At 64.2% G+C, this 22,290-nt stretch carries 22 protein-coding genes; all 22 read left to right on the top strand.

The features are described from left to right. The first annotated feature begins 1 nt into the window (after nucleotide 1). The 22 genes from EN824_RS14690 to EN824_RS14585 all read left to right on the top strand — a co-directional run bounded on the left by EN824_RS14690 (nucleotide 2) and on the right by EN824_RS14585 (nucleotide 22,275). A complete protein-coding gene (locus EN824_RS14690) occupies nucleotides 2-583 on the top strand; it encodes a MotE family protein (RefSeq protein WP_167531302.1) in 582 nt (193 codons plus the stop codon). Beyond that, nucleotides 580-1,284, top strand: a complete 705-nt coding sequence (gene flgH / locus EN824_RS14685) for a flagellar basal body L-ring protein FlgH (protein WP_127281130.1) — start codon at nucleotides 580-582, stop codon at nucleotides 1,282-1,284. Before EN824_RS14690 ends, flgH begins: the two co-directional genes overlap by 4 nt. A 35-nt stretch (nucleotides 1,285-1,319) precedes the next feature. Beyond that, on the top strand, nucleotides 1,320-1,814 hold the full coding sequence (locus tag EN824_RS14680) for a flagellar basal body-associated FliL family protein (protein ID WP_135932424.1): 495 nt from the start codon (nucleotides 1,320-1,322) through the stop codon (nucleotides 1,812-1,814). After that, a complete protein-coding gene (gene fliP, locus EN824_RS14675; protein ID WP_027144757.1) occupies nucleotides 1,811-2,542 on the top strand; it encodes a flagellar type III secretion system pore protein FliP in 732 nt (243 codons plus the stop codon). The genes EN824_RS14680 and fliP overlap by 4 nt, the downstream gene beginning before the upstream one ends. Nucleotides 2,543-2,784: 242 nt before the next feature. Continuing rightward, a complete protein-coding gene (locus EN824_RS14670; RefSeq protein ID WP_135932423.1) occupies nucleotides 2,785-3,771 on the top strand; it encodes a flagellin in 987 nt (328 codons plus the stop codon). Between the two features lie 277 nt (nucleotides 3,772-4,048). After that, a complete protein-coding gene (locus tag EN824_RS14665; protein WP_127277944.1) occupies nucleotides 4,049-5,113 on the top strand; it encodes a flagellin in 1,065 nt (354 codons plus the stop codon). A gap of 131 nt (nucleotides 5,114-5,244) precedes the next feature. Continuing rightward, nucleotides 5,245-6,894, top strand: coding sequence for a flagellar basal-body MS-ring/collar protein FliF (gene fliF / locus EN824_RS14660; protein ID WP_135932422.1), 1,650 nt, complete (start codon nucleotides 5,245-5,247; stop codon nucleotides 6,892-6,894). A 3-nt stretch (nucleotides 6,895-6,897) separates the two neighbouring features. Further along, nucleotides 6,898-7,518, top strand: a complete 621-nt coding sequence (locus EN824_RS14655; RefSeq protein ID WP_135932421.1) for a hypothetical protein — start codon at nucleotides 6,898-6,900, stop codon at nucleotides 7,516-7,518. Then, complete coding sequence (locus EN824_RS14650) at nucleotides 7,515-8,900, top strand: MotB family protein (RefSeq protein ID WP_135932420.1); 1,386 nt, start codon at nucleotides 7,515-7,517, stop codon at nucleotides 8,898-8,900. Before EN824_RS14655 ends, EN824_RS14650 begins: the two co-directional genes overlap by 4 nt. Next, nucleotides 8,897-10,267 carry a chemotaxis protein MotC gene (locus EN824_RS14645; protein WP_135932419.1) on the top strand — a complete coding sequence of 457 codons (1,371 nt, stop codon included), beginning with the start codon at nucleotides 8,897-8,899 and terminating at the stop codon, nucleotides 10,265-10,267. The genes EN824_RS14650 and EN824_RS14645 overlap by 4 nt, the downstream gene beginning before the upstream one ends. A gap of 98 nt (nucleotides 10,268-10,365) precedes the next feature. Further along, nucleotides 10,366-11,643: a flagellar hook-length control protein FliK gene (locus tag EN824_RS14640; protein ID WP_245520984.1), complete on the top strand. Its 1,278-nt coding sequence runs from the start codon at nucleotides 10,366-10,368 to the stop codon at nucleotides 11,641-11,643. Further along, nucleotides 11,573-12,160: a transglycosylase SLT domain-containing protein gene (locus tag EN824_RS14635; RefSeq protein ID WP_167531313.1), complete on the top strand. Its 588-nt coding sequence runs from the start codon at nucleotides 11,573-11,575 to the stop codon at nucleotides 12,158-12,160. The genes EN824_RS14640 and EN824_RS14635 overlap by 71 nt, the downstream gene beginning before the upstream one ends. Nucleotides 12,161-12,383: 223 nt before the next feature. Further along, nucleotides 12,384-13,052, top strand: a complete 669-nt coding sequence (locus EN824_RS14630; protein WP_015315897.1) for a response regulator transcription factor — start codon at nucleotides 12,384-12,386, stop codon at nucleotides 13,050-13,052. Nucleotides 13,053-13,131: 79 nt separating this feature from the next. After that, entirely contained in the window at nucleotides 13,132-14,391 is a 1,260-nt protein-coding gene (locus EN824_RS14625; RefSeq protein WP_135881293.1) for a flagellar hook protein FlgE, read from the top strand. A 26-nt stretch (nucleotides 14,392-14,417) separates the two neighbouring features. Next, complete coding sequence (flgK, locus tag EN824_RS14620; RefSeq protein WP_135932417.1) at nucleotides 14,418-15,872, top strand: flagellar hook-associated protein FlgK; 1,455 nt, start codon at nucleotides 14,418-14,420, stop codon at nucleotides 15,870-15,872. Nucleotides 15,873-15,875: 3 nt separating this feature from the next. After that, on the top strand, nucleotides 15,876-16,919 hold the full coding sequence (locus tag EN824_RS14615; protein ID WP_135865567.1) for a flagellar hook-associated family protein: 1,044 nt from the start codon (nucleotides 15,876-15,878) through the stop codon (nucleotides 16,917-16,919). A 32-nt stretch (nucleotides 16,920-16,951) separates the two neighbouring features. Continuing rightward, on the top strand, nucleotides 16,952-17,299 hold the full coding sequence (flaF, locus tag EN824_RS14610; RefSeq protein ID WP_127280389.1) for a flagellar biosynthesis regulator FlaF: 348 nt from the start codon (nucleotides 16,952-16,954) through the stop codon (nucleotides 17,297-17,299). Beyond that, the gene (flbT, locus tag EN824_RS14605; protein ID WP_135865569.1) at nucleotides 17,296-17,742 is read left to right on the top strand and encodes a flagellar biosynthesis repressor FlbT; all 447 of its coding nucleotides are present in this window, start codon (nucleotides 17,296-17,298) and stop codon (nucleotides 17,740-17,742) included. Before flaF ends, flbT begins: the two co-directional genes overlap by 4 nt. Continuing rightward, on the top strand, nucleotides 17,739-18,146 hold the full coding sequence (gene flgD / locus EN824_RS14600; RefSeq protein WP_127280391.1) for a flagellar hook assembly protein FlgD: 408 nt from the start codon (nucleotides 17,739-17,741) through the stop codon (nucleotides 18,144-18,146). The genes flbT and flgD overlap by 4 nt, the downstream gene beginning before the upstream one ends. Before the next feature lie 12 nt (nucleotides 18,147-18,158). Beyond that, nucleotides 18,159-18,425 carry a flagellar biosynthesis protein FliQ gene (gene fliQ / locus EN824_RS14595; RefSeq protein WP_013893193.1) on the top strand — a complete coding sequence of 89 codons (267 nt, stop codon included), beginning with the start codon at nucleotides 18,159-18,161 and terminating at the stop codon, nucleotides 18,423-18,425. A 176-nt stretch (nucleotides 18,426-18,601) separates the two neighbouring features. Next, nucleotides 18,602-20,470 (top strand): asparagine synthase (glutamine-hydrolyzing), encoded by a 1,869-nt coding sequence (gene asnB, locus EN824_RS14590; protein ID WP_135929282.1) that lies wholly within the window; start codon nucleotides 18,602-18,604, stop codon nucleotides 20,468-20,470. Nucleotides 20,471-20,631: 161 nt separating this feature from the next. Continuing rightward, nucleotides 20,632-22,275: an MFS transporter gene (locus EN824_RS14585; RefSeq protein WP_135929283.1), complete on the top strand. Its 1,644-nt coding sequence runs from the start codon at nucleotides 20,632-20,634 to the stop codon at nucleotides 22,273-22,275. The last annotated feature ends 15 nt before the right edge of the window (nucleotides 22,276-22,290 follow it).

The raw sequence follows: 22,290 nt of genomic DNA, 5'->3' as shown, positions 1-22,290 counted from the left end.
GATGCCGATGATCTCCTCCCTCTCGTCTCGTGAAAGACGCCGCTCCCGCATATTCCTGTTGGCGGCCGCGCTGGCGGCCATGCCTGTCCTTGGCGGCGCACACGCGGACGATGCCGTGCGGCAGGTTCTGCCCGGTGGGCAGCCCACGGTCGCGCCGCAGCAATTGACGCGGGAGAAAGCACCGGACCAAAGCGAGATAGAGCGCTTCTGTTCCAACATCGCCGACGCCGCCCGCGACCGCCGCTATGCCTTGCAGGCGGAGGAGTTGAAGCAGCTGCAGGCCGGCATTGACGAGCGCATGAAGGCGCTGGACGCAAAGAAAGCCGAATACGAGACCTGGCTGAAGCGGCGCGAAGTGTTCCTGGCCAGGGCCGAGGACGGCGTCGTCAAGATCTATGCCGGCATGAAGCCCGATGCGGCTGCCGAACGCCTGGCAATCGTCAATGCGGACCTCGCCGCGGCCATCCTGATGAAGCTCGATTCACGCAAGGCCGGCGTCATCCTCAACGAAATGGACCAGAAGGCGGCGGCGACGCTCACCGGCATCATGGCCAGCGCAGCCCGAAGGGTAGATCCGTCATGATCCGCAAAATGCTCATCCTGTGCGCGGCCGCAGCGCTGTCGGGCTGCGGAACCAACTTCAAGGAGATCGGCAGGGAACCGACCATGTCGCCGGTCGGGTCGGGCATCGGCAGCGACGGGGCAGCGCCCTACAGCTATCCTCAGCCGCCCGCCACGCCGGTCAAGAAGTTCTCTCTGTGGGACGATCGTCAGAGCCGGCTGTTCACCGATCCCAGGGCGCTGCGCGAAGGCGACATCCTGACCGTCAGGATCAAGCTCAACGACAAGGCCAACTTCAAGAACCAGAACGACAGGAGCCGGACTGCCGCGCGCAAGCTGGGCTATGACGTCACGCTGGGATGGGAAGGCAACAGCACGAGCGGCAAGGGCGACGCCGGCTTGAGCTCCAGCACCGAGACCAACGCCGACGGCGAAATCAAGCGCTCGGAGAACCTTGAGCTCAACGTCGCCGCCGTCGTCACCGAGGTCCTGCCCAACGGCAATTTGATGATCAGGGGTTCGCAGGAAGTGCGCGTCAACTACGAACTCAGGGTGCTCACCATCGCCGGCATGGTGCGTCCGTCGGACATCGGCGCGGAGAACACCATCTCCTATGAACGTATCGCCGAGGCGCGGATCTCCTATGGCGGCCGCGGTCGCGTCAGTGAGGTCCAGCAGCCGGCCTACGGCCAGCAGGTCCTCGACCAGGTTCTTCCGTTCTAGGTCTTGGCCTTCTGGGGATTGGAGAGCAAAGCACCGTGGCCAATGTCGAACAGGTTCAGCCTCGCAAGGGTCCTTCCCTTGCCATCCAGGGCGCCATGCTGCTCGTGGTGACGGCCGCCGCCATCGGCATGGGCTGGATGTCAGGCGGCTATCTCAAAGGCGTCGGCGCACCATCATCGGTGCCTGTTGCGCCCGAAAATGAAAGCAAGGTCGCCCAGCCCGCCGCCACCCAACAGCCAGGCACGGGTCCAACGCTTGTCACACTGGCGCCGATCACCACCAATATCGCCTCGCCTGCCGATACATGGATCAGGATGGAAGTATCCGTGGTCTACGACGCGCCGCAGCCGCCGGCCATGGCGGAGGATATTCAACAGGATCTTCTGGCTTTCGTGCGCACCCTGAAAATGCACCAGATCGAAGGCGCCAGCGGCTACCAGCACCTGAAGGCCGATCTCGACGAACGCGCCTCGATCCGCAGTCAGGGGCACGTCAAACAGGTTCTTATCAGGACATTGCTGCTCGAATGAGAAAATTCCTTCTTGCCGCGGTACTGATCGGTGCCGCCACCTCCGTCGCGGCGGCCCAGCAGCTTGACCTCGGCGGCATCGGCAAGGCCGATGGCACCACCGTCGGCTACATCATTCAGATGTTCGGCCTGCTTACCGTCTTGTCGGTGGCGCCGGGGCTGCTGATCATGGTGACGAGCTTCACCCGCTTCGTCATCGCCTTCTCGATCCTGCGTGCCGGCATCGGCCTGCAATCGACGCCGGCGAACCTCATCCTCATTTCGCTGTCGCTGTTCATGACCTTCTATGTCATGGCGCCGACCTTCGACCAGGCGTGGAACACCGGCGTCAAGCCGTTGATGGACAATCAGATCAGCCAGACCGAGGCCTTCGAGAAGATTTCCGATCCCTTCCGCACCTTCATGCTGCACAATGTGCGCGACAAGGACTTCGACCTTTTCGCCGACCTCGCCCGCGAGCGCGGCCAGGTCGTTGCCAAGGAGACGGTCGACCTGCGCATCCTGGTGCCTGCCTTCATGATCTCCGAAATTCGCCGCGGCTTCGAGATCGGCTTCCTGATCGTGCTGCCATTCCTGGTCATCGACCTGATCGTGGCCACCATCACCATGGCGATGGGCATGATGATGCTGCCGCCAACAGTGGTGTCGCTGCCGTTCAAGATCCTGTTCTTCGTCCTGATCGACGGCTGGAACCTGCTCGTCGGCAGCCTGGTGCGCTCTTTCACCTGATCGTCCGCGCTCGACATCAGGCATCGCGCGCCCGAGGAACCGGGCGGCGCGAGCATCATCGAATTTTCTCCGAATTATTTTCGATTAACCGTCCGATTTAGTCCTTTGGTAGGGACTCGCCGCCATAGTCGCTCGCAGATGGCGGGTGACCCAAACGCAACGGTCATTGGCATGATGCCGCTCCGTCATACCGGACAAACCGGTATGCAAAAAACACCTGTAAAAACAAGGTACGAGTAGCCATGGCCAGTATCATGACCAACGCCGCAGCGTTGACCGCGCTGCAGAGCTTGAACGCCACCCAGAAGAGCCTCGACACCACCCAGTCCCGCATCTCGACGGGCTATCGCGTCTCCCAGGCTTCGGACAATGCCGCCTACTGGTCGATCGCCACCACGATGCGCTCCGACAACCAGGCCATGTCCACCGTTTCGGACTCGCTCGGCCTCGGCGCTTCGAAGGTCGACACCGCCTACACCGGCATGAACAGCGCGATCACCACCATCAACTCGATCCAGCAGAAGCTGACCGCGTCCTACGGTCAGACCGACGCCGCCAAGGAAAAGACCCAGGTCGAAATCGCCGCCCTTCAGGCTCAGCTGAAGGGTTACGCCGACTCCGCCACCTTCTCCGGCACCAACATGCTGTCGGTGTCCACCGCCTCGGGCACGGCAGCCGACGTCAAGGTCGTTTCGGCTTTCAACCGCACCTCCGCCGGCGCGGTTTCGATCTCGACGATCGACGTCAAAGTCGAAAGCATCAAGCTCTATGACTCCGGCGCCGCGCCGACCGCCAAGGGCATCCTCGACACAGCCCGCCTTGGCACCACTGGCGCTGCAACCACCACAGCACAGGCCCCGACCCTTGGTGGCGCTATCGTTGCCGGCGATACCTATTCGGTCGCCAGCCTGGCCATCTTCTCAGGCACCACGGCCGCCAGCGACGCTCAGATCTCGCAGATGATGACCGTCGTCGACGCCGCGCTCAAGGACATGACGACCGCCGCTACCAAGCTCGGCGCCGCCAAGAGCTCCATCGACCTGCAGAAGACCTTCACGCAGAGCCTGATGGACTCCATCGATCGCGGCGTCGGCCAGCTCGTCGATGCCGACATGAACAAGGAATCGACCCGCCTCCAGGCTCTGCAGGTTCAGCAGCAGCTCGGCGTCCAGGCGCTGTCGATCGCCAACGGCTCCTCGCAGTCGATCCTGTCGCTCTTCCGCGGCTGATCCCTCTCGACCGACCAAACCAGGCAAACGGGCCGCGCCAAAAGCGCGGCCCGTTTTGCGTTTGCTCCAGCCCCGCGCAACGCTCGTTCCTTAACCCTCTGAAGCTGGCTTTTAACAGGCCGTTAACCATAACGAGCTAGTCATGGTTAACCAATGACTACAACGGATTGCCGAATCGGCCCGATCGGGGTGGCGGCAATCCAGGGGCGGGTCGAGCGGCTCGCGAGGGCAACGCCGGTCTTTGAGAAAGACCGGTCTGAAAAAAGGAGCGAGTTTCTTGGCGAGCATCATGACAAACGCCGCGGCGTTGACCGCACTTCAAAGCCTTAACGCCACCAACAAGTCGCTCGAGCAGACCCAGGCCAGGATCTCGACCGGTTACAGGGTCTCCGAAGCATCCGACAACGCCGCCTACTGGTCGATCGCCACGACGATGCGCTCCGACAACCAGGCGCTGTCGACAGTGCAGGACGCGCTCGGCCTCGGCGCCTCGAAAGTGGACATTGCCTATACTGGCATGAACAATGCGCTGGATACGATCGGCAAGATCAAGACCAAGTTGCTTTCGACCATTGGCCAGACGGCAGCCGCCAAGGCAAAGACGCAGACCGAGATCACGACGCTTCAGGCGCAGATGAAGTCCTTCGCCGACGCCGCCACTTTTTCTGGTTCGAATTATCTTTCGGTGACGTCCAACGCCGCCAATGGTGGCGTCCAATCTGACGCCAAGATCGTCTCGTCCTTCAATCGCTCCTCCTCGGGCGCCATCTCGCTCGGAACGATCGACATCAATTTGGAGAGCACCAAGCTGTTCGATTCCGGCCTTCCTGCCGTCGTCAAGAACCAGGGCACACTCGACCGCCAGACCTCGGTCTACTCCACCGCCGCCGCCCAGGCCTTGTACGACGCCGCCTATGCGACAGCACTCGCTGGCGGCGGCACGGACGCCGCCGCCAACACCGCTGGCCAGACTGCGGCCGCGGCGAGCACGGCCACGAAGATCGACAACGTCTCCGCGTTCAATCTCGACATCACCGCGGCCGGCGTGACCGACGACATCATCACCCAGATGATCGGCAAGATCGACAACGTCATGGCTCAGTTGACCGACCAGGCCACCATCCTCGGTTCGGCCAAGAGCAGCATCGATCTGCAGAAGACCTTCACGCAGAGCCTGATGGACTCCATCGACCGCGGCGTCGGCCAGCTCGTCGATGCCGACATGAACAAGGAATCGACCCGCCTCCAGGCGCTGCAGGTGCAGCAGCAGCTCGGCATCCAGTCGCTGTCTATCGCCAACAGCTCCTCGCAGTCGATCCTGTCGCTGTTCAAGAACGGCTAGTTCAGCCTTAGCCGACGGATACTTCGACTTCCAATTCACGGGCCGCGCCGCAAGCGCGGCCCGATTTCATTTTCGCACAAGCTTCGAGGCTTAGTGTTCCGGCGGACAGTCATGCTGGGAGTCGCTCAACCGTGCCGCAACAGATCCAGAGCATCATCTCGAATCTCCGCGGCTTTGGCGTCAGGCGCCTCGCCATGCTGGCGGGCATCGCTGTCCTGGTGATGGGCGTCATCGGCATTGCCTCGGTCTACCTCAACCGCCCGGCCTATGACACGCTCTATGTCGGGCTCGACCGCTCCGACGTGAACCAGATCGGCCTCGTGCTGGGCGAGGCTGGCATCGGCTTCGACGTCGGCTCCGACGGAACCTCCGTGCTGGTGCCGGCCGGCACCACGGCGCAGGCCCGCATGCTGCTTGCCGAGAAGGGCCTGCCGACCAGCGCCAATGCCGGCTACGAGCTGTTCGACAATGTCGGCGCGATGGGCCTCACCTCCTTCATGCAGCAGATCACCCGCGTGCGTGCGCTCGAAGGCGAGATCGCCCGCACCATCCAGTCCATCGCCGGCATCAAGGCGGCACGCGTCCACATCGTCATGTCCGAGCGCGCCAATTTCCGCCGCGATGAACAGCAGCCATCCGCCTCGGTCGTCATTCGCTACTCCGGCATCGACGCGGAGAAGAGCGCCATGTCGATCCGCCACCTCGTCGCCGCCGCCGTCCCTGGCCTGTCGGCCGACAAGGTGACGGTGCTCGATTCCAACGGCAATCTGCTGGCCGCGGGCGATGATCCCTCCAACACCAGCGCCGCCCGCACACTCGGCGTCGAGCAGACCGTGGAGGCGCAGATCGGCGACAACATCCGCCGCGCGCTGACGCCGTATCTCGGGCCTGACAATTTCCGCGCCAGCGTCAAGGCCGACGTCAACACCGACACCCGCCAGACCGAAGAGACGATCTTCGATCCGGAGTCCCGCGTCGAACGCTCGGTGCAGTCGGTGCGCGCCAACGAGAACAGCAATCAGAAACAGGCCTCCACCCCGGCCAGCGTCGAGCAGAACCTGCCCGAGACCCAGGCGACCAGCACCGAGGGTCCGCAGACCTCCTCGGCGAACGACCGCAAGGAGGAAATCACCAATTACGAGATCAACTCCAAGAAGATCGCCACCGTCTCCAATGGCTACAGCGTCACCAAGATGTCGATCGCAGTCGTCGTCAACCAGGACCGGCTGAAGGCGATCCTGGGCAAGGACGCGACGCCCGACCAGATCGCCAAGCGCGTCGCCGAGATCCAGAAGATGGTGAGTTCCGCCACCGGCTTCGACGACAAGCGTGGCGACGTCATCGACGTCTCGGCGGTCGAGTTCATCGACGGGCTGGACGGCGAGGCGATCCCGCAGGGGGGAATGCTCGATTCCATCGGCCAGCATGCCGGCACGTTGATCAATGCCAGCGCCTTCATCGTCGTGGTGTTCCTGGTCGCCTTCTTCGGCTTGCGGCCGATGGCGGCCGCGCTGACGGCCAAGGCGACGCCCGCCATAGCAGGCCCCAATTTCGATGAAGTCCAACGCTCGCTGCCGACCCCGGAGGCAGCCGCTTCCGCCGATGCGGGTGCCGCCGTCGGCGCCTTGCCCGGCACGCGTGCCGGCGCCACCCCGCTCGACGATTTGCGCCAAAAGATCAGGCCGGCCCCGCAGGAGCGGCTTGCCCGCATGGTCGACATCAACGAGGAACGCACCGCGCAGATCCTGCGCAAATGGGCGGCCCAGGAAGTCGCGGCGTAGACCATGCCCTCCGCAGCCCTCTTCGATCTTCTTCCGGACTTCGGCGCGCGCGCGCAACGCGCCAGCCAGCCCCAGCCCGCCGCCGAGCACAAGCCCGAGGCGGCGGCACCGCCGGCCGATATCGGCACGCTGATCGCCGAGGCGGTTGCCCAGGCGGAGGCAGCGCTCGGCGAGCGGCTTGCCGCGACCCATCAAGCAGCGCTGGAAGCGGAACGCCAGGCAAATGCCGAGGAAGCGAGGGCGTTTCTCGACAGCTTCGGTGGCGATGTCGGTAAGGCGGTTTCGTCGCGGCTCGACGCCATGGAGGCGCGCGTGACGGATCTTGTCGGCGCCACGGTCGCCCGCGTCATCGGCGGCGTTGTCAGCGACGATCTGCGCAAGCGCTCGCTTGAAGCGCTCGCCGGCGCGATCCGCGAAGCCGTTCGCGATGGCGAAGCCGTGCGCATCGCCGTCCGCGGGCCGCTCTCGCTGTTCGAAACGCTGAAGGCATCGCTTGGGCCGCGCGCCGAAAATCTCGACTTCATCGAGGCGCCCGGCTTCGACCTGACGGTCACCATCGACGAGGTCGTGTTCGAGACGCGCATGGCCGAATGGTCGGCAACCCTTTCCGAGGTCCTGTCATGAGCGTCGCCGATGCCGATCACGGCAGGCACGAGATCATCATCGTGCGGCGCGGGCATGACGACCACGACGAAGGTCATCATGGCGGCGTCTGGAAGATCGCCTTCGCCGACTTCATGACCGCGATGATGTGCTTCTTCCTGGTCATGTGGCTGATCAATGCCGCCAACGAACAAACCAAGGCGGCCGTCGCCAGCTACTTCAATCCCGTCAAGCTGGTCGACCGTGAGTCGAGCCGTAAGGGCCTCCAGGATCTCGGCAATGGGCCGCGCTCGGTCGGGCTGATGGCAGACGAACCGCAGGAAGCGACAACCAAGGCCGGGCAGGACGGCAGCGGCGCCGCGGGCTCATCCAACCGCAAGCAAGACAAGCAGGAACCGCAGCAGTCGCAACAGTCCGACGAGCATCTCTTCGCCGACCCCTATGCGGTGCTCTCGGAGATCGCCACGGAGACCGGCGTCATGCAGAATGTCAGCCAGAAAGGCGACGGCGGCGCGCAGAATTCTGGTCCGGCGACGGGCGCCTCGGGCGGCGCGTCCTACCGCGATCCCTTCGAGCCTGACTTCTGGTCGCAGCAGGTCGCCGCACCTGGCGCCGAGGCGAGTGCCCAGCGCCCCAGGGTCGAGGGCGATCCGCTCAAGCCCGGCGACAAGGCTGCCGAGACGCAGATCGCCAAGGTCAAGGCCGTGCCGCCGGCACCCCCGGTCAAGGACGCACCGCTGGAGCCCTTGGCCGGGGATGGCAAGGATGCCGCCGCGGCAACGGCCAAGGCCGGCGATGTGAAAGCTGGGGATGCCAAGGCCGGGGATGCCAAGGCGGGCAACGCCAAGGCTGGAGACAGCAAGGCTGCGGATACGCCCAAGGCCGTCGCGCAGCAGGAGGCCGCAAAGCCCGAGGCGGCGGACAAGGCTCCGACCGCCGCCGCGGTGAAAGCGGCCGCCGAGGTCAAGCAGCAGCTTGCCGATGCCTTCAAGCCCGGCGACAAGCTGCATGACGGTGTCTCGGTCGAAGCCACTGACAAGGGTGTCGTCATCTCCATCACCGATCAGCTCGACTTCGGCATGTTCGAGGTCGGATCGGCGGTGCCGAGCCGTGAACTGGTGCTGGCGATGGAAAAGATCGGTCGCATCGTCAACAGCCAGAAGGGCACCATCAGCATCAACGGCCACACCGATGCGCGCCCTTTCCGCAGCGACAGCTACGACAATTGGCGGCTGTCGACGGCGCGCGCGCATTCGGCCTATTACATGCTCGTGCGTGGTGGCGTCGATGAACGCCGTATCACCGAGGTTGCCGGCTTCGCGGATCGCCAGCCCAAGGATCCGGCAGACCCAATGTCGGCGGCCAACCGCCGCATCGAGATCCTGATGGCGACCGGCGGATGAAGAGGGGGGCGCTGACCAGCCGCCTGACAGGCCTGTTGCTGCTGGCCGCGGCGTGTCCGTCCACGGGCCTCGCCCAGGATACGCTGCAGCCCTATCAGCTGGTGCGCTCGTTGCAGCTCGTCCAGGACCGTATCGCGGCCGGCGATCATGCCGCGATGCCGATGCAGGCCAAATTGCTCGAGATGACCGATGCCCGGTTGCGCGCCGCGGATGCCGAGGATTTCAAGGACCCCAAGAATTTTCGCGCGCTGCTGGTCTACGGCATGAGCGGCGGCAATCCGGTGACCGTCGACGCGGCCGTATCGCGCGCCGCCTCCGATCCGCGGAACCTTGCCATCGCCAAAGGCGTGATCGGCTATCTGAACGGCCGGCCCGGCGAGGCGATCGAAGCCTTGAGGCCGATCGACCCGATGACCCAGCCAAGCGATCTCGGCGCGTTCCTCGCTTTGGTCAAAGGGTCACTGCTCGCCACGGACCAGCCGGCCGCCGCGCTGATGCTGCTCGATGAGGCCAAGCTGCTCAGCCCCGGCACTCTGGTCGAGGAAGCGGCTTTGCGGCGCTCGGTCGGCATTGCGGTGACGCAAGGCGACGCGGCACGGTTCGCGCTTGCCTCGACCCAATATGTCGAGCGCTATCTCTATTCGCCTTACGCCAGCCAGTTCGCCGACTCCTTCGTCTCCGGCGTCATCGCACTGCACATGTCGATCAGCCAGGACAAGCTTGCCGACATCACCTCGATGATGGATCCCGAGCGCGAGAAGGTGATCTATCTGCGCATCGCCCGCCGCGCCGCGATCGACGGCATGAGCGACTTGTCGGCCTTCGCCTCGGCACGGGCCGAACAGGGTCGCGACGGCAACACCAATCAGGGCGATCCGCGCGCCCTGCTCTATTCCAGCCTGTCCACGGTGACCTCCGATACCATCGAGGACGTGCGCGCCAAACTGGGCAAGATCGACCGCGGCAAATTGTCGGACAGCGACCGCGCCTTGCTCGACGCGGCCCAGGCCATCGCCGGCGAAGTGGTGGCGCCGCCTGCCTCACTTGCGGCCGCAAACCCGGCGCCCGCACCAGTGGTGCCGGCACCCGAACCGGAGGCTGCGGCGGTGCCGACCACTGATGCCGCCGGATTGCCCCCCGTCGAGGGCGCCGTCTCCGAACGGCCGGCCGTGGCGCCATCCCTGGCCGCCGCGCCTGCTGCGCCGAACGCATCCGCGCCGGCAACCGACGCGGCAACCGCCCTGCCGGCATCGGCGCCGGCGACTTCGGCCAGCGCCGACACGACAGACCCGACCGACGCCGCCATGACAAAAACCCGTCGACAGCTCGACCTGATCGACCAGATGCTTGGAGCCGCCCCAAAATGACCCCCAGCCTCGGCCCGGCCCTGCCAGGATTTACCGCCGCGCGCACGGCCGAGCAGCCGGCCGCGCCTGGAAAGAAGGACGACACCGGTTTCGGCAAGATGGTGCACGGCGGCGCGAGCCCTGCCAATTCGGAAAAGCAGCCACCGGCCGAGGCCGGCTCTCGCGATCCGCGCTGGAGCAGGCTTGCGGCAGACCTTGCGGCGAAGACTGGCGAGGATGAGCCGATGCCCGCAGGCAAGGCAAGGACCACGCCGAGTGGATCATCTGCCGCGAAATCCATGAAGGACGGCAAGGACACCGGGACGGACAAGGATGCCGATGCCGACGCGTCGGCCGTCGAACCGGGTGCAACCGCGCTCGACGAGCATCTGCCGCTGCTGATGGCGTTTCATGACCTGCGCCATTTCTCGACGTCAGCCAAGTCGGCCGACTCGAGCGCGGGCGAAACAGGACAGGACGCCGCTGTCGTTGGACAGCTTCCCTCGAAGGGCTATCGGCAGAAATCCGCCGCCGCGAGTGACGGTCTCGACCCCATCTCCAAGCCTGAGCGGGTATCGCTCGCAGACGGGCCGTTGACCAAACTCGACGGTCAGCTCGTCCGCGATGCCGCCGGCGCGCCAAGACACGACGGCATGATCGAGGCCGGCCCCCTGCCCGAGACATCCGCGGAGGTGCCGGGCGTGGAGACGAAGCAGGCGGCGCCGCAGCTGAAATCCATCGCCGACCTTCAGTCTTCATTGCGGTCCGAACCAGGAAAACAGCAGTCGGCGGCGGCACGCATCGACGTCGTTTCCGAGCGCAGCTTCCCCGCGCCGCCGCAGGCCCCGATGAGCCAGGCGGCCCTCAACGTGATCGGCGCCATTTCAGCCGACGGCGGCCCGAACCAGGCGCTCGCCACGGCGTCCGCGACCGCTCAGCTGACGGGCTCTGTTGCCGTTCCGACACATGTCTTGAAGATCGAACTTCACCCGGCCGAACTGGGCATGGTCACGGCCCATCTTCGGCTCTCCGGAGAACAACTGTCGATTGAGTTGAAGCCCGAAACACACGATGCCTATCGCCGGCTTTCCAGCGACAGCGAAGCGATCGTCAAGTCGCTGCGCGGGCTCGGTTTCGAGGTTGACAAGGTGACCATCTTGCAACCATCGATTGCAGTCACCTCCACAATCCGGACGGATACAACCGCCTCCGTGAGCGCGGCACCCGGCCGCGATCCATCATCCTTCCAGCCCGGAAACTCCGGCGGCGGCAATAATGGGGCCGGTGGCCAGCAGTCGGGTCAGCATTCCGCAAGGGGTAGCCATGATGATGCGCAAACACACGGCCGCGTCGCTTCGCCTTCTCGCGAGCGCGCTGGCGGCGATATATTTATCTAGCCTCGCGAGCAGCGCCGGCGCCGCCACCAATCCCTGCGAACCCGAGATCCTGCGTGCCGCCGACCGCTATGGCGTGCCCGCCGGCATCCTCTATGCCGTCGGGTTGACGGAAACCGGCAATAAGGGCAGTCTTCAGCCCAACGCATTGAATATAGAAGGAAAAGCAGTCTTTCCGAGAAGCCGAACCGAAGCGCTTGCCGCCTTCGCCAACGCCCAGCGCGAGGGCAAGACGCTGATCGATCTCGGCTGCATGCAGATCAACCATCACTACCACGCCTCGCATTTCCGCAGCGTCGAGGACATGCTCGACCCACGCCAGAACGTCGACTACGCGGCGCGCTTCCTGGCCAGCCTCCATGCCCGCCACGAGACCTGGTCGATGGCCGTCGCCCGCTATCATGCCGGTCCCGACAACGACCCGGCGCAGAAGGTCTATGTCTGCAGGGTGATCGCCAACATGGTTGCCACCGGCTTTGGCAAATGGACCACGAACGCGCGCACCTTCTGCAACCCGTAAGCGCATTTTCTGCTTCTAATACATCAATCCCCGACTGCGGAGCGGTTCGGCACGACTTGGTCAAGACTTGCACCCGCAAGCATATCTGGCTGCACGCTAATGCAACCGATCCGATTCCAGACTCCCAAGAAACTAGTTATAAGAAATGACGGTTGTTCAGGATTCCCGGCAGCGGATACGCCTTTCCCCACGGGGCAAATGTGCTGATTCGGAGGCGGGGCCGATGATCGTTATCGTTGACGAGCGAGAGCTCGTGACAGAGGGCTACAATTCACTTTTCGACCGCGAGGGGATCGCCTGCGCCGGTTTCGCACCGGGCGAATTCGGCGAGTGGGTCAACTCGGCCGCCGACACCGATCTGCGCTCGGTCCGGGCCTTCCTGATCGGCGACTGCCGTGACGGCGCGATCTCGCCGCGCCAGATCCGCGACCGCACCGGGGCTCCGGTCATTGCGCTCAGCGAGCAGCATTCGCTGGAAAACACGCTGCGGTTGTTCGAGAGCGGCGTCGACGACGTCATCCGCAAGCCGGTGCACATCCGCGAAATCCTGGCCCGCATCACCGCCATCCGCCGACGCGCCAGCGAGGACGTCGCCTATACCGAGATCGGCGCCATGCGCATCTTCATGGACGGCCGCGATCCCGAGATCGACGGCCAGCCTTTGCCCTTGCCGCGCCGCGAGCGCCGTATCCTGGAATATCTGGCGAGCAACCGCGGCCGCCGCGTCACCAAGACCCAGGTGTTCAACGCCATCTACGGCATCTTCGACGAAGAGGTCGAGGAGAACGTGGTGGAGAGCCACATCAGCAAGTTGCGCAAGAAACTGCGCGAGAAGCTGGGCACCGACCCTATCGATTCCAAGCGCTTCCTCGGCTACCGGCTCGTGTTCTGATGCGGCGCCGCGCCAGCCTCGCGCAAGACAGGACGCGTAGCCTCGAAGCCAGTGGCATGGATATTGCGGAGACATCTCGATGAGCCTCTACGGAATGATGCGGACCGGCGTTTCCGGCATGAACGCACAGGCAAACCGCTTGTCGACGACAGCCGACAACATCGCCAACTCCGACACCACCGGCTACAAGCGGTCCTCGGCTGAATTTTCGACGCTGATCATGCCGTCGACAGGCGGCGCCTATAATTCCGGCGGCGTCACCACGACGATCCGCCAGGCGGTCAGCGATCCGGGCGTGCTTCAATACACGACATCGGTTTCCGACCTTGCCGTCAGCGGCGATGGCTTCTTCGTCGTCCAGGATCCCAGCGGCACGCCTTTCCTGACCCGCGCCGGCGCCTTCGTGCCCGACGCACAGGGCCGGCTGGTCAATGCCGCCGGCTTTCAGCTGATGGCCTACAGCTACGCCAATGGCACGCCGGCGGCGACAGTGAACGGCTTCGAAGGTCTCGAGCCGGTCGTCATCTCCGACCAGGGACTGACCGCGACACCGAGCACCGAGGGTAATTTCAGTGGCAATCTGCCGGCGGGCGCGACACCGGTCGCTGCCGCCAACCTGCCCAGCGCCAACGCCGCCACCGCACAGTACACTCAGAAAACGTCGATGGTCGCCTATGACAATCTCGGCAACAAGAAGCTGCTCGACGTCTATTTCACCAACACCGGCACCGGCACCTGGGAGGTAGCAGTCTTCGATCAGTCGAAGGCAACGCCTGGAACCGGTTTTCCCTACGCCGCCGGCGGCGCGCTCGGCTCAGCCAACCTGACCTTCGATACCACGACGGGCAAGCTGACCGGCACACCCACAGGCATTTCATTCACCGTGCCGGGTGGCGCCAGCCTCAATCTCGACTTGTCGAAGCTGACCCAGCTCGGGACCGGATTCACCGTTTCCGATGCCCAGGTCAACGGCAATGCGCCGAGCACCATCGACAAGATCCAGATCAGCAAGGATGGCACCATCTACGCTCAGTACAAGGATGGCACCTCCAAGCCGCTCTACAAGATTCCGCTGGCCGACGTGCAGAGCCCCGACCAGCTCAAGGCGCTGCCTGGCAACGTCTACGCGCAAGGCACTGAGTCCGGCGCGGTCCGTGTCGGCTTTGCCAATGAAGGCAAGGCCGGCTCGATCATCTCCGGCGCGCTCGAGAATTCCAACGTCGATATCGCCGAGGAATTGACCGACATGATCGCGGCCCAGCGCAGCTACACCGCCAATTCGAAAGTCTTCCAGACCGGTTCCGATCTGATGGACGTCCTTGTCAACCTGAAGAGATAACCGGGCTCCGCCCGTGAAAGACCAGCATGTCGCTTTCCACCGCACTGAGCATCGCCCAATCGGCGCTTCTGGCCACCTCGCGGCAGACAAGCGTCGTCACGCGCAATGTGGCAGACGCCGACAATCCGAACTATTCGCGCCGCATCGCGCTCGTCACCAGCACGAGCCCCGGCGCACGTTCGGTTGATGTCCAGCGTGCAGCCAACGACCTGCTGTTTCGCCAGAACCTCGGCGCCCTGTCCGCCTACGCCGGCCAGAGCGCGCTTTACAGCGGCATGGATCAGCTCGACGTTTCAGTGAATGGCGTCGACAACGCCTCCTCACCTTCGACTGCGATCGGCAACCTGCAGCAGGCGCTGCAACTATACGCGACCTCGCCGTCCAACCAGAATCTTGGCGCGAGCGTCATCGACGCGGCCAAACAGGTCGTGCGGTCCCTGAATGAAGGCTCCAAGGCCATTCAGGACTTTCGTACCCAAACCGACGGCCAGATCGATACCGCCGTCAAAGATCTCAACTCGCTGCTCAACCAGTTCCAGGATGCCAACACGGCGGTCATGTCCGGAACCCGTTCCGGCACCGACGTTTCCGATGTGCTAGACCAACGCGACGCATTGTTGAAGAAGATCGCCAATTACATTCCGGTATCGACCTTCACGCGTGGCGACAATGACATGGTCATCACCACGGGTGACGGCACGACATTGTTCGAGACGATCCCACGCACCGTCAGCTTCGCCCCATCTTCGGGCTATGCCGCGGGTGCGGCCGGCAACACCGTCTATATCGACAACGTACCGGTCTCGGCGGGCAGCGGCGGCAACACCACCGCCAGCGGCACGATTGCCGGCCTGCTGCAATTGCGTGACGGCGTCGCCTCGACAATGCAGGGCCAGCTCGACGAAACCGCGCGCGGCCTGATCACCGCCTTTGCCGAAACGGCACCGTCGATGCCCAACGCGGCAGGCCTGTTCACCTGGCCGGGCGCACCGGCGGTGCCAGCCGCAGGCACGCTCGTCGATGGCCTTGCTGGAACGATCAAGATCAATGCCGCGATGGACCCCAGCGCCGGCGGCAACCCAACATTGCTGCGCGATGGGGGCGCCAACGGCGCCGCCTACGTCGCCAACACCACTGGCGGGCCTTCATACTCCAATCTTCTGGTCGCCTATGGCGACCAGCTCGACAAGCCGATGACGTTCGATCCCTCGGCCGGGATTTCGGCAACCTCCAGCGTTGCCGACTACGCCGCCAATTCGATAGGCTGGTTGCAGGGCATTCGTCAGCAGGCTTCGACCGCCGCCGACGCCAAGGAAGCCCTGGCACAGCGCAGTGCCGATGCCTTGTCCAACGCAACCGGCGTCAATGTCGATCAGGAAATGTCGCTGATGCTCGATCTCGAGCACACCTATCAGGCATCCGCCCGGATGATGAAGACCGTCGACGACATGATGACGGCGCTGTTGAACGCGGTGGGATAAGCCATGACCTTCGTCTCCTCTGCTGCCCTTACGAATGCCATGCGCTATCAGCAGATGCGCATGCAAGCCGATCTCGTCAAAGCCACGAAGGAGTCCTCGACCGGCAAGGTCGCCGATGTCGGTCTGGCACTTGGTGGACGTACCGCCCAGTCCGTTACCTTTTCGCGCGACCTCGACCGGCTCAACGTCATTGTCGATTCCAACGGACTGGTGGCCGCCCGGCTCTCGTCGACCCAGACGTCGCTCGGCCAGCTCTCCAACGTCGCGCAGACTTTCCTGTCCAGCCTGACCACCGCATCGTCGGGCGACAACTCAGACAGCCTGACCCAATCGACCGGCCAGACAACTATCCAGCAGCTTACGTCGATCCTCAACACGAGCGTCAACGGCGAATATCTGTTCGCTGGCACCAACACCGACGTCAAGCCGATCAACGATTTCACCGCCGCCGGCTCTCCCGCCAAGGCTGCCTTCGACGCCTCCTTCGTCGCCAAATTCGGCTTCACGCCCGCTGACCCGCTCGCGGCCAACATCACCGCGGCCCAGATGGACGATTTCATCACCAACTATGTCACGCCGCAGTTCCTCGGCGCGGGCTGGCAGACCAACATGTCGAATGCCACCGACCAGCAGATCGTCAGCCGCATCGCGCTCAACGAAACAACCGAGACCTCGACCGGCGCCAACAACGACGGCATCAGGAAGCTCGCCATGGCGGCGGCCATGGTCTCCAGCCTGATGTCCACCAATATCAGCCAGGCGGCAAAAGACAGCATCATCGACCACTCGCAGAAACTGGTCGGCGAGGCGCTGAGCGGCATCGCGCAGGACCAATCCCAGACCGGTATCGTCCAGAAGCGCGTGTCCGACGCCAGCGACCGTATGAAAACGCAGATCGACCTGTTCGAACGGCACATTCTGGATCTCGAAGCAGTCGATCCGGCGGAAGCCGCGACCCGCGTCGCCGACCTGACGCAGCATATCGAGACGTCCTTTGCTCTGACGGCGCGCCTGCAGCAGCTCAGCCTGTTGAATTACCTGACCTGAAAGCACTCTGAACCGGAACGTTAGAGCCAACGATGTACCAATTCTCCTACGCCGACGTCCAAAGCACCTCCGTCACGGACGCCAAGGACCGCGAGCGCGAGCTGCTGACCCGCTCGATCGACATGCTGTCGGCCGCGGCGGCGGCCGGCCGGGATTCGATGGAGGCCGTGGAGGCACTGAATTTCACCAATCGCGTCTGGACCGTCTTCGTCGAAGACCTTGGCTCCAGCGACAATGCGCTCCCCAAGGAATTGCGCGCCAACCTGATTTCCATCGGCCTGTGGCTGCTGCGCGAGGCGGAGGACATCCGCCAGGGCCGCACCGACAATTTCGAGGGGCTGATCGAAGTATCCCAGATCATCCGCGACGGCATTCAATGACCAACACGCTGAAGATATCACTGAAGCCCAACGAGAAGATCTACATCAACGGTGCGGTCATCCGCGTCGACCGCAAGGTCACCGTCGAGCTGATGAACGACGTGCAGTTCCTGCTCGAGAGCCACGTGATCCAGGCCGACGAGGCGTCGACGCCTTTGCGGCAGCTCTATTTCATCGTGCAGGTCATGCTGATGAATCCCGCTGGTGCCGATGAAGCGCGCGAGATGTTCCGCCACTCGCTGCCGCTGCTCATTGCAAGCTTCGAAGACGCCGAGATCGGCAACGCGCTGAAACAGGTCGACCGCATGGTCGGCGAGGATCACATCTACGAGGCCTTGAAGGCGATCCGTTCGCTTTATCCTCTCGAACGCCGCGCGCTTGGCGGCAATGACGACGTTCCGGGCGCCGCGCGCCCGCTGGCCGTGGGAGCACGATACCAATGACCGTGGACATGACGACTTCGATACCGGTTGGCGCCAACCAGACCACCACGCAGACCGCCAAGACCGCTGTCGACTACAACTCGTTCCTGAAACTTCTGATCGCCGAGATGAAGAACCAGGATCCGACCAAGCCGATGGATTCGACGCAGTACGTCGCCCAGCTCGCCACCTTCTCGCAGGTCGAGCAGTCGGTGCAGACCAACACCAAGCTCGACCAGATCATGCAGTCGTCGGCGCTGTCGCAGGCCGACGCTCTCATAGGCCGCAACATCACCTCGGCCGATGGCAAGACCACGGGCACGGTGGCGTCGGTGACGCTTGGCAGCAACGGACTGATCGCGGTGCTGCAGGATGGCACCACGGTCCCCGTCGGCGCGGGCGTATCGATCAAGCCGGCGAGCTAGGCCAACCGCCACATGAATGAGGCCGACGCTCTCGACATCGTCCAGTATGCGGTGTGGACGGTGCTGACCGCCTCCGCGCCGGTGGTGCTGGTCGCAATGGCGGTCGGCATCGGCATCGCGCTCATCCAGGCGCTGACGCAGGTCCAGGAGATCACCTTGACCTTCGTGCCCAAGATCGTTGCCATCATGCTGGTGGTGGCGCTTACGGGCCCCTTCATCGGCGGCCAGATATCGGCCTTCACCAATGTCATCTTCGAGCGCATCCAGAACGGTTTCTGATCTAGAACCTTCCGGGACGGTGCGGCTTCCATTCGGAATGCCCTGAAAGCGGTGGCCCGCTTGCGGTTGACCCGGTTCCGGCTAGATTGCCGTGTTGGCCACTCCCGGCCAGGCGATCGTTTTGTCCCAATGGCTTCTCGCAGAACCCCGGACCAGCCCAGACCGGCCGGCACGCCATGTGCGGCATAGCCGGCGTCTGGCGCAAACGCGGTCCGATCAGCGGCTGCGACATCGCCGACGTCACACGCATGATGCAGGCGCTGGCCCATCGCGGGCCCGACGACCATGCCAGCTGGAACGACGGCCGGCTGGCGCTCGGTCACCGGCGGCTGTCGATCATCGATCTGTCCGCGCAGGCGCGCGAGCCCATGCTCACGGCCTGTGGCAAGGGCGTGCTGGTCTACAATGGCGAGGTCTACAATTATCGCTCGCTGCGGGACGCGCTGGAGGCTGATGGCAGGCGGTTCCGGACGGTCTCGGATACAGAGGTGGTTCTCGAAGCGCTGCATCACTGGGGGCCGGACAAGGCGATCCCGATGTTCGACGGCATGTTCGCCATCGCCTATTTCGACGCGCGTGCCGGCGCCCTGTGGCTCGCGCGCGATCGTCTCGGCATCAAGCCGATGTCGGTGGCCGAGACGGGCGAGCGAATCCTGTTCGCCTCCGAGGACAAGGCGATCCTGGCCTGCGATGGCGTTGCACGGAGCGTGGATGCGCGCGAGATCACCTTGCGCCTTGCCTGGCAGAGCCGTGACTCCTGTTCCAGCCTGTTCCAGGGCATAGAGCGGCTGCCGCCGGCAGGCCTGTGGAAGATCAGCGATGCCGGCATTGAGAAGCGCTGTTTCTGGCATGTCCTCGATGCGCTCGACCCCGCCCGCATCGTTGGCGATACGGCCAGCGACGCCGAGCACATGGCAACGCTGGAAGCGCTGATCAAGGACAGCATCGAGCTCCATTGCATCGCCGATACCAGCCTGGCCGCGGCCTGCAGCGGCGGTGTCGATTCTGGTCTCGTCACCACGCTGGCCAAACGGTTCAGGCCGGAGATGACGGCCTATGTCGTCGATCCCGGCATTGGCCACAGCGAAGCCGATGACGCCGAGCGCACCGCCAGCCAAGCCCATGTGCCGCTGAACAGGGTGCCGGTCGACAAGGACCGGTTCCTCGACCTATGGCCGAAGACCATCTGGCATCTGGAAAGCGACGGTTGGCATGCAAGCCATGTCTGCCTGCTCGCGCTCGCCGAGCAGTGCCGGGCCGATGGCATCAAGGTGCTGCTGACCGGTGAAGGCGCCGACGAACTCTTTGGCGGCTACGACTGGCAGGAAGCCAGCCTGAAATTGTGGCGGCCCTGGTCCTGGCCGAGGCGGCTGTTTCTTTCGAAGCGAAGTCTGACCCGCAAATTCGAGCGCCAGCGTCATGCCCCCTTCCGCACATCGATCGCGGGTGGCCATGCCTGGGATCGCAACGTCGTGCTCAGGGCGCTTTCGCCGGAATTGAATTTCCTTCAGGCGAAGATTTTCGACCGGCTCGAGCCGGTGACGCCGCTTGGCGACCGCGCCTTCCTCGGATGCTGCCTTCACGACATGTATTCGCATCTGCAGGATCTGCTGAACCGGCATGACCGGCTCAGCATGGCTGCCTCGGTTGAACTCAGGGTGCCGTTCCTCGAAAACCGGCTGATCGACTTCGCGATCCATCTGCCTCGGCGACACAAATACCGCCAGAAGCAAGGAAAATGGCTTTTGAAGAAAGTCGCGGAAAAACACATTCCGCTTCAGAACGTGAGGGCCAGGAAGAACGGTTTCCAGGTATCGGCGAACTTCACAGCCGGCACCGAGTCCCTGTTGCATGGCGGCTTTCTGCGCGATGCGATGAAGTGGCCGGCATCTTCGGTCGCGGACCTGAGCGACCTCGCCAGGCGCGATCAGGCCTCGAGGCTTCGGCTGGTGGGAATGGAGCTTTTCCTTCGTCTCCATGCCGGCGGCCAATCCACCGGCCACCTGACCGAGGCACTGCACGCGGCCGTCGCCGAGGCGCGCTGAAACGTCAGGTTGGAGGCGTGTGGCCCTTCGCTATCCCCTTGTTGGACCATGATCTTCCCCGCAAGGCATTCGCGCTTTGCGCCGCGATGCCATAGTTTCGGCAAATCATGCGGGGAAACGGATCACCGCAAGGATCAGCGCGCCGTGGCAGGAACCCACCGATGATTGACGAAAAGCCGGATAGCGAAAGCGTCTCGGCGCTGGCGCCGTTCCGGCACGGCATCTTCCGCGCCGTATGGGGCGCAAGTCTCGTCTCCAATTTCGGCGGCTTGATCCAGGGCGTCGGCGCCGCCTGGATGATGACCACCATCGCCACCTCGCCCTATCAGGTCGCCCTGGTCCAGGCCTCGACCACCTTGCCGATCATGCTGTTCGCGCTTGTCGCCGGCGCCATCGCCGACAGCTTCGACCGCCGCAAGGTGATGCTGGTCGCCCAGACCTTCATGCTGGTCGTTTCGGTGCTTCTGACCGCGTTCACCTATCTGGACCTGATCACGCCGTGGACGCTGCTGGCCTTTACCTTCCTGATCGACAGCGGCACGGCGCTCAACAGCCCGTCATGGCAGGCCTCCGTCGGCGACATCGTTCCGCGCAACAAGGTGCCTGCCGCCGTGGCGCTGAATTCCATGGGGTTCAACCTGACCCGCAGCGTCGGCCCGGCGATCGGCGGCATCATCGTCGCGGCCGCCGGCGCGGCCGCCGCCTTCGCGGCGAACGCGGTGAGCTATATCGGCCTCATCGTCGTGCTGGCACGCTGGAAACCTGATCTACCGGTCTCGACCTTGCCGCGCGAGTCATTGGGGGCCGCCATGGGCGCCGGCCTGCGTTACGTCGCCATGTCGCCCAACATCGGCAAGGTGCTGGTCAGGGGCGCGGCCTTTGGCTTCAGCGCCGGCGCGGTGCTGGCGCTGCTGCCGCTGGTGGCGCGCGACGTCGTCAAGGGCGACGCGCTGACCTACGGCATCATGCTGGGCGCCTTCGGCATCGGTGCCGTCTGCGGCGCGCTGATCAGCGTGCGGCTGCGGCAGTTGCTCTCCAGCGAGACGATGGTGCGCTGTGCCTTCGCCGGCTTCGCTGCCTGCGCCTTCAACGCCGCCATCAGCCAGCATGCCTGGCAGACCTCGCTCGGCCTGCTGGTCGGCGGTGCCTGCTGGGTGATCGCGCTGTCCCATTTCAACGTCACCGTGCAGATGGCGACACCGCGCTGGGTGGTCGGCCGGGTCCTGTCTGTCTACCAGACCGCCACCTTCGGCGGCATCGCGCTGGGCAGCTGGATCTGGGGTGTCGTTGCCGATGCGCATGGTGCCGAGACGGCGCTGATCGCCGCGGCCATCGCCATGCTGGCCGGCGGCGCCATCGGCCTCGTACTGCCGCTGCCGCAGCAGCAGGTGCTCAACCTCGACCCGCTCAACCGCTTCAAGGAACCGCACCTCGCGCTCGACCTCAAGCCGCGCAGCGGCCCGATCGCCATCATGATCGAATATGTGATCCGGCGCGAGGACGAGGCGGAATTCCTCGCCACCATGGCCGAGCGCGGCCGCATCCGCCGCCGTGACGGCGCCCGCAACTGGACGCTGGCGCGCGATCTCGAAAATCCGTCGATCTGGATCGAGCATTACCACACGCCGACCTGGCTCGAATATGTCAGGCATAACGGCCGCATCACCCATGCCGATGCCATGGTCGGCGAACGCTTGCGGGCGCTGCACTCGGGCGACGAGCCGCCGCGCGTGCGCCGCGTCATCGAGCGCCCGACGACAGCTGGCACGGCTCTGGTGCCGGCCAAGGGACCGATCGAGCACTGACGACTCGGAGAACGC

The sequence above is a fragment of the Mesorhizobium sp. M8A.F.Ca.ET.181.01.1.1 genome (genome assembly GCF_004792025.1).
Classification (GTDB): domain Bacteria; phylum Pseudomonadota; class Alphaproteobacteria; order Rhizobiales; family Rhizobiaceae; genus Mesorhizobium.
This window is presented reverse-complemented; position numbering and strand designations above follow the sequence as displayed.